General features: G+C 74.4%; 13 protein-coding genes. 8 read left to right on the top strand and 5 right to left on the bottom strand.

The genetic code is table 11. The annotated features are described in order from the left end of the window. Window positions 1-285: 285 nt before the first annotated feature. Window positions 286-1,620 (bottom strand): PH domain-containing protein, encoded by a 1,335-nt coding sequence (locus tag ACZ67Q_RS28315; protein ID WP_471187662.1) that lies wholly within the window; start codon window positions 1,618-1,620, stop codon window positions 286-288. Then, on the bottom strand, window positions 1,617-2,168 hold the full coding sequence (locus tag ACZ67Q_RS28310) for a PH domain-containing protein (RefSeq protein ID WP_471187659.1): 552 nt from the start codon (window positions 2,166-2,168) through the stop codon (window positions 1,617-1,619). Before ACZ67Q_RS28310 ends, ACZ67Q_RS28315 begins: the two co-directional genes overlap by 4 nt. Before the next feature lie 31 nt (window positions 2,169-2,199). Here ACZ67Q_RS28310 and ACZ67Q_RS28305 point away from each other — a divergent pair, with 31 nt between their 5' ends. After that, the gene (locus ACZ67Q_RS28305; RefSeq protein ID WP_471187657.1) at window positions 2,200-3,351 is read left to right on the top strand and encodes an NADH-quinone oxidoreductase subunit D; all 1,152 of its coding nucleotides are present in this window, start codon (window positions 2,200-2,202) and stop codon (window positions 3,349-3,351) included. 151 nt (window positions 3,352-3,502) lie between these two features. Here ACZ67Q_RS28305 and ACZ67Q_RS28300 read toward each other — a convergent pair whose 3' ends face one another. After that, window positions 3,503-4,516, bottom strand: a complete 1,014-nt coding sequence (locus tag ACZ67Q_RS28300; protein WP_471187655.1) for an SAM-dependent methyltransferase — start codon at window positions 4,514-4,516, stop codon at window positions 3,503-3,505. A gap of 118 nt (window positions 4,517-4,634) precedes the next feature. On the opposite strand from ACZ67Q_RS28300, the gene ACZ67Q_RS28295 reads away from it, so the two are divergent. The 3 genes from ACZ67Q_RS28295 to ACZ67Q_RS28285 all read left to right on the top strand — a co-directional run bounded on the left by ACZ67Q_RS28295 (window position 4,635) and on the right by ACZ67Q_RS28285 (window position 7,236). Then, window positions 4,635-5,837 (top strand): sensor histidine kinase, encoded by a 1,203-nt coding sequence (locus tag ACZ67Q_RS28295; protein ID WP_471187653.1) that lies wholly within the window; start codon window positions 4,635-4,637, stop codon window positions 5,835-5,837. A gap of 61 nt (window positions 5,838-5,898) precedes the next feature. Next, window positions 5,899-6,570, top strand: a complete 672-nt coding sequence (locus ACZ67Q_RS28290) for a response regulator transcription factor (protein WP_361633767.1) — start codon at window positions 5,899-5,901, stop codon at window positions 6,568-6,570. A gap of 33 nt (window positions 6,571-6,603) precedes the next feature. After that, the gene (locus tag ACZ67Q_RS28285) at window positions 6,604-7,236 is read left to right on the top strand and encodes an AAA family ATPase (RefSeq protein WP_471187651.1); all 633 of its coding nucleotides are present in this window, start codon (window positions 6,604-6,606) and stop codon (window positions 7,234-7,236) included. A gap of 33 nt (window positions 7,237-7,269) precedes the next feature. Here ACZ67Q_RS28285 and ACZ67Q_RS28280 read toward each other — a convergent pair whose 3' ends face one another. Next, window positions 7,270-8,376 carry a DUF5937 family protein gene (locus ACZ67Q_RS28280; protein WP_471187648.1) on the bottom strand — a complete coding sequence of 369 codons (1,107 nt, stop codon included), beginning with the start codon at window positions 8,374-8,376 and terminating at the stop codon, window positions 7,270-7,272. A gap of 179 nt (window positions 8,377-8,555) precedes the next feature. Between ACZ67Q_RS28280 and ACZ67Q_RS28275 the strand changes: the two genes are divergently transcribed. Next, the gene (locus ACZ67Q_RS28275; protein ID WP_471187645.1) at window positions 8,556-8,786 is read left to right on the top strand and encodes a hypothetical protein; all 231 of its coding nucleotides are present in this window, start codon (window positions 8,556-8,558) and stop codon (window positions 8,784-8,786) included. Here the strand turns inward: ACZ67Q_RS28275 and ACZ67Q_RS28270 are convergent. After that, on the bottom strand, window positions 8,758-9,975 hold the full coding sequence (locus ACZ67Q_RS28270) for a threonine aldolase family protein (protein ID WP_471187642.1): 1,218 nt from the start codon (window positions 9,973-9,975) through the stop codon (window positions 8,758-8,760). The genes ACZ67Q_RS28275 and ACZ67Q_RS28270 overlap by 29 nt on opposite strands. Window positions 9,976-10,169: 194 nt before the next feature. On the opposite strand from ACZ67Q_RS28270, the gene ACZ67Q_RS28265 reads away from it, so the two are divergent. From ACZ67Q_RS28265 to ACZ67Q_RS28255, 3 genes are read left to right on the top strand one after another with little or no spacing between them, the layout of a single operon-like run. Then, a complete protein-coding gene (locus ACZ67Q_RS28265) occupies window positions 10,170-11,108 on the top strand; it encodes a Rossmann-like and DUF2520 domain-containing protein (RefSeq protein ID WP_471187639.1) in 939 nt (312 codons plus the stop codon). Beyond that, window positions 11,105-12,097: a pantoate--beta-alanine ligase gene (panC, locus tag ACZ67Q_RS28260; RefSeq protein ID WP_471187636.1), complete on the top strand. Its 993-nt coding sequence runs from the start codon at window positions 11,105-11,107 to the stop codon at window positions 12,095-12,097. The genes ACZ67Q_RS28265 and panC overlap by 4 nt, the downstream gene beginning before the upstream one ends. Then, a complete protein-coding gene (locus ACZ67Q_RS28255) occupies window positions 12,094-13,827 on the top strand; it encodes an L-aspartate oxidase (protein WP_471187633.1) in 1,734 nt (577 codons plus the stop codon). Before panC ends, ACZ67Q_RS28255 begins: the two co-directional genes overlap by 4 nt. Window positions 13,828-13,832 lie beyond the last annotated feature (5 nt).

Below are 13,832 nucleotides of genomic sequence, written 5' to 3'. Positions count from 1 at the left end.
GGGGGGGGGGGGGGGGGGGGCGCCCGCCCCGCGGCCCCCCCCCCCCCCCCCCCCCCCCCCCCCGCCCCCCCCCCCCCCCCCCCCCCCCCCCCCCCCCCCCCCCCCCCCGCCCCCGCCCCACAACGCACCGCAGGCGCGACACCAGCCCACCACGCACCGCAACGGGCCGCCGCAGGCACCCAAGGGGCGCGGGGAACGGCGCGACCAGCCACAACGAAACCCGCCCAGGCCGCCGCAGGCGAAACCCGCACAGGCGCCGCAGGCACCCGCACCCGCGCCGCAGGCTCACGTCATCCAGCGATCCGCCCGCGCAGCGCGACGCCCCGTCCGGGACCGCTCCGCCTGCCCCCGCAGCAACTCCGCCGCCTCCCCCGCACCCCGCAACCGCGCCGTGACCGTCTTGCCGGCCCCCGTGTCCACATGCACGTCGGCCAGCCCCCACAGCCGCTCCCACGGCCCCTGAGTGACCCGCACGCTCTGCACCTTGGCGTGCGGCACGAGCGCGAGACGCCGCCGCAGCAACCCGTGCCGCGCGGCGAACACCTCCCCGCTGACCGCGAGCCCGTACCCCCGCCACCACACCGGCACGCAGAACCCGGCCCGCCGTGAAGGCCGCGACAGCGACGACATCGCCGGCACGACCACCCCCGGCAGCACGCGCGCGACGACCGCCTCGGCGACCTCCCGCGGAGCGACCGGCACCAGCACGGAGTTGGACGACCCGGCCACGTCCAGCTCCACCCGCACCCATCCCCGCCGGCGCCACAGCAGCGGCTGCACGATCCGCACCGTCTGCACCCGCCCCGGCGGCACCGTCTCGTGGCTGCGGTCCAGCAGCCCCCGGTCGATGCGCAGCCCGTCCGGGGACTCGCCGACCGTCCAGTCGTACTCCGCGACGAACCGCCCCACGCTGCTCGCCCCGGCCGTGCCGAGCAGCGGCGTCGCGGTCGCGAGGACCGTCCACAGGCTGTGGGTGACCAGCCACAGCACCGGCGGGACGACGAGCGCGGCGACCAGCGAACCCCATGTGGCACCCGTCAGCGCCAGGGACAGCGCGAGCACCCGCGGCGGCACGCGCAGCACTTCGCGCGCCGGCGCCTCCCCGACCTCGTGCGCCGTCTCGGGCGCGAACCCGGCGGCGCGCGCGAGCAGTTCCGCGCGAAGTGCGCGCGCCTCACGCTCACCGAGGAACGCCAGCTCGTCCTTCTTCTCCGCGCCGACCACGTCGAGCCGCAGCTTCGCCACCCCCGCGATCCGCGCGAGCAGCGGCTGCGTGACGTCGATCGCCTGGATGCGTTCCAGCCGGATGTGCGCGCTCCGGCGGAACATCAGCCCGGTGCGGATGCGCAGCTCCGTGTCGGTCACCGCGTAGTGCGTGAACCACCAGGTCAGAAAGCCGTACAGGGCGGCCGCCGGGACGACCACGGCGAGCGCGAGCAGCAGCGTCGTGGTCGTCAGCCGGGTCAGCTGCCGCTGCGCCTGGTCGGGGTCGTGCACGGCCCAGCCCACGATCACCGCGATCGGCGCCCACGCCCGCCGCAGCGGTGTCACCGGATGCAGCCGACGCTCGACGACGGCCGGCGCCGCGCCCGCACCGCCGGCGGCCCCGCGCGCCGTCACAGTCCCGCCGATCGGGCCTCGCCCAGCTCGGTGAGCCGGTCGCGCAGCCGTTCCGCCTCGGCCGGGTCCAGGCCGGGGATGGTCGCGTCGGTCGCCGCGGCCGCCGTGTGCAGCTGCACGCTGGCCAGTCCGAAGTACCGCTCGACGGGCCCGGAGGTGACCTCCACCAGCTGCATCCGCCCGTACGGCACGACGGTCTCCTCGCGCCACAGCACACCCCGGCTGATCAGCAGGTCGTCGGCGCGCTCGGCGTACCGCCAGGACCGCCAGTTGCGGCCGAGCAGCACCCAGCCCCACGCCGCCGCCGCCAGAGGCAGCACCGCGAAGGCCGCCCACGCCGGCCCGACGAGCAGCCCGAGCAGCAGCCCGCCGGCCAGGGCGATCACCCCCAGCCACACCACCAGCAGCAGCCGCCGCATCCGCAGCAGCCCCGGCGGCAGCCCGGTCCACACCGGCTCCGCCCCCTGCACCGCCGTCCCCGTGTCCGTCCCCGTGTCCGTCGCCGTGTCCGCCGCATCCCGCCGGTCGTGCGGGCTCCCCGTCTCCATGCGGCCAGCGTACGTAGGGGAGACTGTGTCCATGACTCCTACGACGGAGACCATGGTCGGGATCGGCGGCGCCGCGGAGAGCACCGACATGGTGCTCAACATCGGGCCTCAGCACCCGTCCACGCACGGCGTGCTGCGGCTGAAGCTCGTGCTGGACGGTGAGCGCATCATGCGCGCGGAGCCGGTGATCGGCTATATGCACCGCGGCGCGGAGAAGCTCTTCGAGGCGCGCGACTACCGCCAGATCATCGTGCTCGCCAACCGCCACGACTGGCTGTCGGCGTTCTCCAACGAGCTGGGCGTGGTGCTCGCCGTCGAGCGGATGCTCGGCATGGAGGTGCCCGAGCGCGCGGTGTGGACGCGCACGCTGCTCGCGGAGCTGAACCGGGTGCTCAACCACCTGATGTTCCTCGGCTCCTACCCGCTGGAGCTGGGCGGGATCACGCCGGTCTTCTACGCGTTCCGCGAGCGCGAGGTGCTGCAGAACGTCATGGAGGAGGTCTCCGGCGGGCGCATGCACTACATGTTCAACCGCGTCGGCGGCCTCAAGGAGGACCTGCCGGCCGGCTGGAGCACACGCGCGCGTGAGGCCGTGGCCGCCGTGCGCTCCCGTATGGACGTCTTCGACGACCTCGTCCTCGGCAACGAGATCTTCCGCGGACGCACCCGGGACGTGGGCACGCTCGCGCCCGAGACGGTGCATGCGTACGGCGTGAGCGGCCCCATCGCGCGCGGCTCCGGCGTCGACTTCGACCTGCGCCGCGACGAGCCGTACCTGGCCTACGGGGAGCTGCAGGACACGCTGAAGGTGGTCACCCGGACCGAGGGCGACTGCCTGGCCCGCTTCGAGTGCCTGCTGGAGCAGACGCACAACGCGCTCGACCTGGCCGACGCCTGTCTCGACCGGCTCGCCGAGCTGCCGCCGGGGCCGATCAACCAGCGGCTGCCGAAGGTTCTGAAGGCACCCGAGGGCCACACGTATGCGTGGACCGAGAACCCACTCGGCATCAACGGCTACTACCTGGTCAGCAAGGGCGAGAAGACGCCGTACCGGCTGAAGCTGCGCTCGGCGTCGTACAACAACATCCAGGCGCTGACCGAGCTGCTGCCGGGGACGCTGGTCGCGGACATGGTGGCGATCCTGGGGTCGATGTTCTTCGTGGTCGGCGACATCGACAAATAGGTCCTCCGGCAGGCAGGTCCTCCGGCGGACGCCGCACGGTTCCCGCGGACGCGCCCCACGGGTTCCCGCGGACGCCGCACGGGTTCCCGCGGACGCCGCCCCACGGGTTCCCGCGGACATCGCTTCGTGCCCGCGGACACCGCCCGGCAGGTCACACGGCGGTGAGCGGGTCGGGGACGCCCACCGGCTGGAGCAGCCAGCCGAAGTCGCCGAGGCCGCCCGGCGCGGTCAGCTCGGCGGCCTCACCGGCGCTCGCGAGGGCGCGCACATACGCGGCGGGGTCCGTGGAGGCGAGCGTCAGCGGGGGGCGTACGCCGGTGATGCCGAGGGCGCGCAGTGCCTCGCGCTGGGTCAGGGTCCGCCCGCCGGGCAAGGCGCACGCGTCCAGGGCCACGTGCGCCGTGATGTCGCACGATCCGTCCGGTACGGGCGCCGTCTCGCGCCCCTTGCTGAAGCCCGTCAGCGTGCCGAACGGCGGGCGCGTCGCCGTCGTGTGCGCGTAGTCCACGGCCACCGCGAGCCCCCGCGCGACCCGGCCGACCGCCGACGACCATGCCTCGTCGCGCGGCCGCCCGATCTCCGCGCGCAGCCCAGGCTCCCCGGCCAGCGGCCACCAGCGCGCCAGCCACGCGGCGTCCGCGCCCGACACGGGCTCGCCGAGCCGCTCGGTGCCGTCGCGCCGGACCAGCACCAGCCGGGCGGTGCCCGACGCGTCCACCTCGGCGACCTCGACGGGCACGTTGTCCAGCCACTCGTTGGCGAACAGCAGCCCGGTGATCTCCCGCGGCGGCTCGGTGAGCCACTCGATGCGGTGATCGAGCCCGGCGGGACGGGCGGCGATCTCGACGGCGCACACGCGCGTGCGTGCGGCCACCTCGGCGGGCAGCGCGCCCAGCACCCCGGCGGCCAGCTCCCCGCGCCCCGCCGCCATGTCCACGAAGTCCAGCACGGCGGGCCGGCCCAGGGCCTCGTCCACCCGGACCAGCAGCGCCGCCACGGCCCGTGCGAACAGCGGGGAGGCATGCACCGACGTACGGAAGTGCCCGGCCGGCCCCTCCGGCCGCCGGTAGAAACCGCGCGCGCCGTACAGCGCGTCCTCGGTCGCCGCCCGCCAGCCGCGCCAGCCGTTCCCGCCGCCCGCGCGGTCCGTCGTCTCCTCGCCCACCCGCACAGACTAGGCGTACAGGTGATCGCGGCCTCCACCTTGGGGAGTACGCTCGCCGGGCGGGGATCGACCCTCCGGTTGACCCCTGCACCTATCCCGCTTGCCTACGCTGGGTTACGTGCAGCGCCTCTACGACTTCCTCCGCAGACACCCGACCGGGGTCGACGCCTTCTGGGCGCTCGTCCTGTGCGGGCTCTCGCTGATGGCCGCGGGGGCCGGTCAGGCGAACCGGGGCACCGACGCGCCCGCGCTGATGGTGCCGGTGGTGCTGCTGCTGTGCCTGGTGGTCGCGCTGCGGCGGCGCATGCCGGAGAAGATGCTGCTGCTGGCCATCGCACTCGGCCTGGCGCAGCTCGCGCTGGACGTCGACACGATGACCGCGGACTTCGCGATGCTGGTGATCACCTACACGGTCGCCGCGACCGGCGCCCGCTGGGCCTCCCGGCTCGCGCTGGTCATGGGCCTGGGCGCGGCCACCATGGCGCAGCTGCGCTGGCCCGGCAACGGCACGGGCCTGGCGGGCCACGTGGCGATCGTGGTCTTCCAGACCGTGCCGTTCGCCCTGGCCTGGGTGCTGGGCGACTCGATACGCACCCGCCGCGCCTACTACGCCCAGCTGGAGGAGCGCGCCGCCCGGCTGGAGAAGGAGCGTGAGGCGCAGGCGAAGGTCGCGGTGGCCGCCGAGCGCGCCCGGATCGCGCGCGAGCTGCACGACGTGGTCGCGCACAACGTGTCCGTGATGGTCGTCCAGGCCGACGGCGCCGCCTATGTGCTGGACGCGGCCCCCGACCAGGCGAAGAAGGCCCTGGAGACGATCTCCTCCACCGGCCGGCAGGCCCTCGCCGAGATGCGCCGCCTGCTCGGCGTGCTGCGCACCGGCGAGCACCAGGAGGGCGGCGAGTACGTCCCGCAGCCCGATGTGGATCAGATCGAGGACCTGGTCGAGCAGTGCCGGGGCTCCGGACTGCCCGTCGACTTCCGCGTCGAGGGCACGCCGCGCCCGCTGCCCAGCGGCGTCGAGCTGACCGCGTACCGGATCGTGCAGGAAGCGCTCACCAACACCCGCAAGCACGGCGGGCCGAACGCGGGCGCCAGCGTGCGCCTGGTGTACTTCGACGACGGGCTCGGCCTGCTCATCGAGGACGACGGCAAGGGCGCCCCGCACGAGCTGTACGAGGAGGGCGGCATCGACGGCCGGGGCCACGGCCTGATCGGCATGCGCGAGCGGGTCGGCATGGTCGGCGGCACCCTGGACGCCGGGCCGCGCCCGGGCGGAGGATTCCGCATCAGCGCCCTCCTGCCGCTCAAGCCGGCCCACTGACCGGCCCTGTGACTCGACCGGCCCACTGACCGACCCTGTGACTCCGAACGGAAGAGGCCCGATGACGATCCGCGTGATGCTCGTCGACGACCAGGTGCTGCTGCGCACCGGGTTCCGGATGGTGCTTGCCGCCCAGCCGGACATGGAGGTCGTCGCGGAGGCGGGTGACGGCGTCGAGGCCCTGCAGGTCCTGCGCTCGACGGCCGTCGACGTCGTCCTGATGGATGTGCGCATGCCGAAGCTGGACGGCGTGGAGACCACCCGGCGCATCTGCTCCGAGCCCGAGCCGCCCAAGGTGCTCATCCTGACCACCTTCGACCTGGACGAGTACGCCTTCTCCGGGCTCAAGGCGGGCGCTTCCGGTTTCATGCTCAAGGACGTGCCGCCCGGCGACCTGCTCGCCGCGATCCGGGCCGTGCACAGCGGTGACGCGGTCGTCGCGCCGTCCACCACGCGCCGGCTGCTGGACCGGTTCGCGCCGATGCTGCCGTCCTCGGGCAGGGAGCCGCAGGCCAAGGAGCTGGAGCGGCTCACCGAGCGGGAGCGCGAGGTGATGGTGCTCGTCGCGCAGGGCCTGTCGAACGGCGAGATCGCCGCCCGGCTGGTGCTGTCGGAGGCGACCGTGAAGACCCACGTGGGCCGCATCCTGACCAAACTGGGGCTGCGCGACCGCGTGCAGGTGGTGGTCCTGGCGTACGAGACCGGGCTGGTGCGGGCCGGCGGACACGGCTGACCGGGTGGTGCGGCGCCGGTAGGGTGTCGGGCCATGCTCCTGTGGATCAACGGCCCCTTCGGTGGCGGCAAGACACAGACGGCTCATGAGATACGGCGCCGGCTGCCCGGCAGCGTCATCTGCGACCCCGAGCACGCCGGGTTCGGCCTGCGCCGCATGCTGCCGCCCGAACTGCGCGGGGACTTCCAGGACTTGGCCTCCTGGCGGCAGGGCGTCGTCGAGGTGCTCGACCTCGCGCTGACCAAGCACGAGGGTGTGGTGATCGTGCCCATGACGGTCACCGACTCCGGCTGCTTCGCCGAAACGGTCGGCCGGCTGCGCGGACTGGGCCATGACGTACGGCACTTCGCCCTGCTCGCCGAGCGGGAGACCGTACTGAAGCGGCTTCGGGAGCGCGGCTTCGGGCACCTCCTGTCGTTCGCCGGCGGGAAGAACGCCGGGCTGGGCCGCGAGAGCTGGGCGGTTCAGCAGCTCGACCACTGCCTGGAGCGCCTGCAGGAACCGGAGTTCGCGGAGCACCTGTGGACCGACCACACCACGGTGCCGAAGACGGCCGACCGCATCGCCGTCCTGGCCGGCCTGCGGCTGACGCCGAACACCGAGAGCCGGCTGCGGACACGGCTGCGCCAGACGGCGGTGGGCCTGCGCCACATCCGCTTCGACTGACGCCCGCCTTTCCGGCGGCCCCCCGGACAGGCCCTAGCGGAGGATTCCTTCCAGGAAGTCGCTGCCGAGCCGGGCCACCACCGTCACGTCCAGCTGGTGCAGGACGTAGCGGCCGCGGCGGCGGGTGGTGATCAGGCCCGCCTTCTTCAGCACGCCGAGGTGCCGGGATATCTCGGGCGGTGACATGTCGTGCACGCGGGCCAGTTCCCCCGTGGTGTACGCGCTGCGGGCCAGGTGGCGGCAGATGCGCATGCGCACCGGGTGGGACAGGGCGGTCATTCGCAGGGTGAGTTCCTCGACCGACGTGGGGGCGGTCAGGTCGGGGGAGCCGACCGGGTAGTGCAGCAGGGGCTGCCAGCCCGCTCGGTGCAGGACGTTCAGATGCGGCCAGCCGAGGCTGGTCGGGACGAGCAGCAGGCCGCCGCCCGCGGTGATCGTGAGGGCCTGGGCCAGCTTGTCCACGACGATGTGCCCGCGCTCCTCGTCGAGGCTCGTGGCCGGCGAGACCGCTGCCAGGGCCTCAGCGAGCCCCCTGCGTCGCAGCAGATCCGTCTTGTGCCGGGCGTCGGCGGCCAGTTGGTGGCGCAGTCGCGCCCAGACGTCGGCGAAGAAGGCCTCCTCGCAGTCCTCCAGGAAGCGACGCAGCCACGCCCGGACGCTGGGCGGGTCGTCCAGCAGCCGCCGGGTGAAACGCACCTGCCGGGGCCCTCGGGAGGCGGCCACCTCCAGGGCCCGGCAGCGCACCGCCGGATCGTCCAGGATCCCTTCCTGCGGTGCGGCGGTCGCCGGGGTGCAGGTGAACTCCAGTGCGGCGTCGACGAACTGCGCGTCCGTCAGCTTGTCCAGCAGGTCGAGGTCCTCGGCGAGCGTGGCCCCGGGCAGGGTGCTGCGGCCCGGGATGCCGGCGAAGGGCTGGAACAGGTCGGAAAACGTCGACCGCCACAGGAAGTCGGCCTCGCACATCCGGTCGGCCAGATGCGGGTCGAGCCGGGCCGTCACCCCGGTCACCCAGCCCTGCAGGCCCGGATGGTGTCCCGGTTCGGACAGCGCGTGCAGCGCCATGCCGAGCTCGGCCAGGGCGGAGGGCACGACGGCCACCTGCTCCGGCCGCAGCCCTGTGATGTCGATGCGCACGCTCATGTCCCCATCGTGCACCCCACCACTGACAGCGCCCCCGCCGATTGACGGCAGTCGTCAATCGGCGGGACGTGCGCGGCGGACCAGGCGCAGGCTGGGGACACCAGGGCAGCCGCGGAGCCTTCCGGACCCTTCCCGAACTCCCTCTCCCCGCACCTCACGTCCCGAAGAGGCGATCCGCCATGAGCATCACCCAGCAGTACCTCCTCGACGCCCACCGTGCCCGGCAGCACGGTGAGGCGGCCCCGCCCGCGCCGGGCACCCACGAATGGCAGCTGGCGCGCGAGCTGCGCGACTACGGCCGGTTCCGCGCGGTGCTCGCCGGGCGCCCGGCCCGCGGACGGCTGCGGTGGCGGCTGCGGCTGCGGTCGCGGCACGCGGACGTCAGCCGGCGAGCGCCCGCACGCGCGTGACGAAGTCGGCGACCGCGGCGCGCACGTCGGCCTCGCTCCACTCCAGGCCGGCGGCGCGCACCGTGACCTCGGTGTGGGACAGACCCGGCCCCGCCTGCTCCCACGGGCTCTGGAAGAGCAGCGTCTTCGTCTCCTCGCCCTGACGCACCGCCGCCTCGGACAGCACCTGCGGGTCGTAGGGCAGCCAGACCTGGAACTGGTGGGTGTGCGGCACTTCGGGGTGCACGCGCGCCCAGGGCAGGCCGGACTCGGCGAACCCCTCGCGCAGCCCGGCGGCCACCACACGCGCGTGCGCCACGTACTCCGGCAGCCGGGGCAGCTCCCACTCGAGACCGGCGAGCGCCGTGAGCACGGTCGGGAACTGCTGGAGGATCATGCCGCCGTACCGGTGGCGCCAGGTCTTCGCGTCGTCCACCAGCGTCGCGGGGCCGGCGAGGGCGGCGCCGCCGAAGCCGTCGAGAGACTTGTAGAACGACACGTACACGCTGTCGGCCAGGCCGGCGATCTCCGTCAGCGGACGGTCGAAGTGGGCCGTGGCCTCCCACAGGCGCGCGCCGTCGATGTGCACCACCGCGTCGCGTTCGCGCGCCGCCTCCACGACCTCGGTGAGCTCCTCCCAGGACGGCAGCAGGAAGCCGGCGTCACGCAGGGGAAGCTCCAGCATCAGCGCCCCGAACGGCTCCGGGAAGGCGCGCACCTCCTCGGCCGTCGGCATCCGCGGCGCACTCGTCACGGGGACCGTGCGCAACCCGCTGACCACGGTGAACGCCCCGCCCTCGTGCACCTGGGGGTGGGCCAGCGCGTGCAGGGCGACGGTGGGGTCGCCGGTGCGGGCCGCCCAGCAGCGCAGGGCGACCTGCTGTGCCATCGTCCCGGTCGGGAAGAACGCGGCCGCCTCGGTGCCGAGCAGCTCCGCGACCCGGGCCTCCAGGGTCTCGACGATGCCGTCGCCGTATTGATCGGGGCGGTCGTCGAGGTCGTGCAGCTGTGCCGCGCGTTCCAGGAACGCCAGGCGCTCCCGCAGGGTGGCCAGATAACCGGGGCGTGAAAGCACCCGTTGCGCGCCCCTGTGTGCGACAAGGCGCCGGTCGCGCATCTGCTTGCGCCATCCGTCGGCCGCCGGTTCGTCCGTCTGCCGGGCCGGGTCGTCCACCGCCCGCTGTCCGTCCTGCTCCGCCACATCGCTCATGCGGGCGATCATGCCGTGCGCCGGATGAGAGGGGCATCCGGATTTCCTCGCCCGCCTCCACCGCACGGCATCCGCCCGGGGCGTGGCGTAACCCACAGCCTGTGGACGAACGGACGCCTCCCGACCCGATAGCGTTAACATGACGAGAAATCGTCCGGTACCCGGAGCGGACTGGAACGGAAGGCCCCCGTCGCGTGAGTACAAGCCAACAGCCAGATCCCAGGGACCGCCCCGCGCGGCTCACCGTCGGCGTCGTCGGCGCCGGGCGCGTGGGCCCCGCGCTCGCCGCCTCCCTCCAGTTCGCCGGGCACCGTCCGGTCGCCGTCTCCGGGGTCTCAGACGCCTCCCGCCGGCGCGCCGCACTCCTGCTGCCCGACGTCCCCCTCGTCCCGCCCGCCGAGGTCCTCCAGCGCGCCGACCTGGTCCTGCTCACCGTCCCCGACGACACCCTGCCCGGCCTCGTCGCCGGCCTCGCCGAGACCGGCGCCGTCCGGCCCGGCCAGCTGCTCGTGCACACCTCCGGGCGGTACGGCGCGAAAGTGCTCGACCCGGCGCTGCGCGCGGGCGCGCTGCCGCTGGCCCTGCACCCGGCGATGACGTTCACCGGCACGCCCGTGGACGTGCAGCGCCTGGCCGGCTGCTCGTTCGGCGTCACCGCGCCCGAGGAGCTGCGGCTGGCCGCCGAGGCCCTGGTGATCGAGATGGGCGGCGAACCGGAGTGGATCGCCGAGGAGATGCGCCCGCTGTACCACGCGGCGCTCGCCCTCGGCGCCAACCACCTGGTCACCCTGGTCGCCCAGTCCATGGAGCTGCTGCGCGAGGCCGGCGTCGAGGCCCCCGACCGGATGCTCGGCCCGCTGCTGGGCGCCGCCCTCGACAACGCCCTGCGCTCCGGCGACGCCGCCCTGACCGGCCCCGTCGCGCGCGGGGACGCCGGCACGGTCGCCGCGCACGTCGAAGAGCTGCGCAAGCACGCGCCGCAGACCGTCGCCGGATACCTGGCGATGGCCCGTGCCACCGCCGACCGGGCCCTCGCCCACGGACTGCTCAAGCCGGAACTCGCGCAGGACCTCCTCGGGGTACTCGCCACCGGGACCGACGGGATCGACGGCACCGAAGGGGACGCCCGATGACCATCACCTTGCTGCGCACCGCCGACGAACTCCGCGCACGCACGCGTGGCGGCCGCCGCGCCGTCGTGATGACCATGGGCGCCCTGCACGAGGGCCACGCCACGCTCATCCGCACCGCGCGCGGGATCGCCGGCGCCGACGGCGAGGTCGTCGTCACCGTCTTCGTCAACCCCCTGCAGTTCGGCAAGGGCGAGGACCTCGACCGCTACCCGCGCACCCTGGACGCCGACCTCGAGATCGCCGGGCAGGCCGGCGCGGACGCCGTCTTCGCGCCGGCCGTGGAAGAGGTCTACCCGGGCGGCGAGCCGCAGGTCCGCGTCAGCGCCGGCCCCATGGGGGAGCGGCTGGAGGGCTCCTCGCGCCCCGGCCACTTCGACGGCATGCTCACCGTCGTCGCCAAGCTGCTGCACCTCACCCGCCCCGACGTCGCCCTGTACGGCCAGAAGGACGCCCAGCAGCTCGCCCTGATCCGGCGCATGGTGCGCGACCTGAACTTCGGCGTCGAGATCGTCGGCGTGCCCACCGTCCGCGAGGACGACGGGCTCGCCCTGTCCAGCCGCAACCGCTACCTCTCCCCGCAGGAGCGGCGCACCGCGCTCGCGCTGTCCCGCGCGCTGTTCGCCGGCCGCGACCGGCACGCCGCCCAGGAGGCGCTGCGCGCACGCGCGCGTGAGGTGCCCGCCACGCACGCGCGTGCCGAAGCCCTCAGCGCCCTCGGCGAGTCCCGCGCCGCCGCCGACGCGCACGCCGTGGCCACCGTCGCCCCCGGCGGCCCGGCCGCCGTACGCGCCGCCGCGCGGGCCGTCCTCGACGAGGCCGCCCGCCTGGACCCGCCGCTCGAACTGGACTACCTCGCGCTCGTCGACCCGTCCGACTTCACCGAGATCGAGGACGACTTCACCGGCGAGGCCGTCCTCGCCGTCGCCGCCCGGGTCGGCGCGACCCGGCTGATCGACAACCTTCCTCTCACCTTCGGAGCCGCCTCGTGACCAGCACAGGCATACGACTGAACGCGCCCGCCCCCGGGTGGTCCATCGCCGCGGACGTGGTGGTCGTCGGTTCCGGCGTCGCCGGCCTGACCGCGGCCCTGCGCTGCGAGGCCGCCGGCCTGAACACCGTCGTCGTCACCAAGGCCCGCCTCGACGACGGCTCCACCCGCTGGGCGCAGGGCGGCATCGCCGCCGCCCTCGGCGAGGGCGACACCCCCGAACAGCACCTCGAGGACACCCTCGTCGCCGGTGCCGGCCTGTGCGACGAGGAAGCCGTGCGCGTCCTGGTCACCGAGGGCCCCGACGCCGTACGGCGGCTCATCGCGACCGGCGCCCACTTCGACGAGTCCGACGAAGGCGACCTCCAGCTCACCCGCGAGGGCGGCCACCACCGGCGCCGTATCGCCCACGCCGGTGGCGACGCGACCGGCGCGGAGGTCTCCCGGGCACTCGTCGAGGCCGTACGCGCGCGTGGGATGCGCACCATCGAGAACGCGCTCGTCCTCGACCTGCTCACCGACGCCGACGGCCGCACCGCGGGCGTCACCCTGCACGTGATGGGCGAGGGCCAGCACGACGGCGTGGGCGCCGTGCACGCCCCCGCGGTCGTCCTCGCCACCGGCGGCATGGGCCAGGTGTTCTCCGCGACCACCAACCCGCCGGTGTCCACGGGCGACGGTGTGGCGCTCGCCCTGCGCGCGGGCGCGGAGGTCTCCGACCTGGAGTTCATGCAGTTCCACCCGACCGTGCTGTTCCTCGGCGCCGATGCGGAGGGTCAGCAGCCGCTGGTCTCCGAGGCGGTGCGCGGCGAGGGCGCCCACCTGGTCGACGCCGACGGCGTGCGCTTCATGATCGGGCAGCACGAACTGGCCGAGCTCGCCCCGCGCGACATCGTCGCCAAGGGCATCCTGCGCCGCATGCTGGAGCAGGACGCCGAGCACATGTTCCTCGACGCCCGGCACTTCGGCGCCGAGATGTGGGAGCAGCGCTTCCCGACCATCCTCGCCGCGTGCCGCGCGCACGGCATCGACCCCGTCCACGAGCCGATCCCGATCGCCCCGGCCGCCCACCACGCCTCCGGCGGCGTGCGCACCGACTCTCACGGCCGCACCACAGTGCCCGGCCTGTACGCGTGCGGTGAGGTCGCCTGCACCGGCGTGCACGGCGCGAACCGGCTCGCCTCCAACTCCCTGCTGGAGGGCCTGGTCTACGCCGAGCGGATCGCCGCCGACATCGCCGTACGCAGCGCCGAGGACGGCCCGCACGTGCGCGTGCCCGAGCCCGTGCCCCAGCCGGACCAGCCCGCGCACCCGCTGCTCGCCCCCGAGAGCCGGTTCGCGATCCAGCGGATCATGACCGAGGGCGCCGGAGTGATGCGCTCCGCCGACTCCCTCGCCAGGGCCGCCGGCCAACTGCAGCGGCTGCACGACGAGGCCAGTGACGCGCTGGAGGAGAACGGCAAGACCGCCGAGCCCGGCGTCGACACCTGGGAGGCCACCAACCTCCTGTGCGTGGCCCGTGTCCTGGTCGCCGCCGCCCAGCAGCGCGAGGAGACCCGCGGCGGCCACTGGCGCGAGGACCACACCGAGCGCGACGACACCCACTGGCGCCGCCACATCGTCGTACGGCTGAACCCGGACTGCACCCTGGCCGTGCGTACCACCGACACCGCCGACTTCCCCCCGACCCGCCCCGAGGCCCCTGCGGCCCGGCCCTCCCAGGAGCAGTGACCCAC

Source organism: Streptomyces sp. NPDC036813 (genome assembly GCF_055609245.1).
Note: the sequence above shows the minus strand (reverse complement) of the source record. Positions and strands in the feature narration are given on the sequence as shown.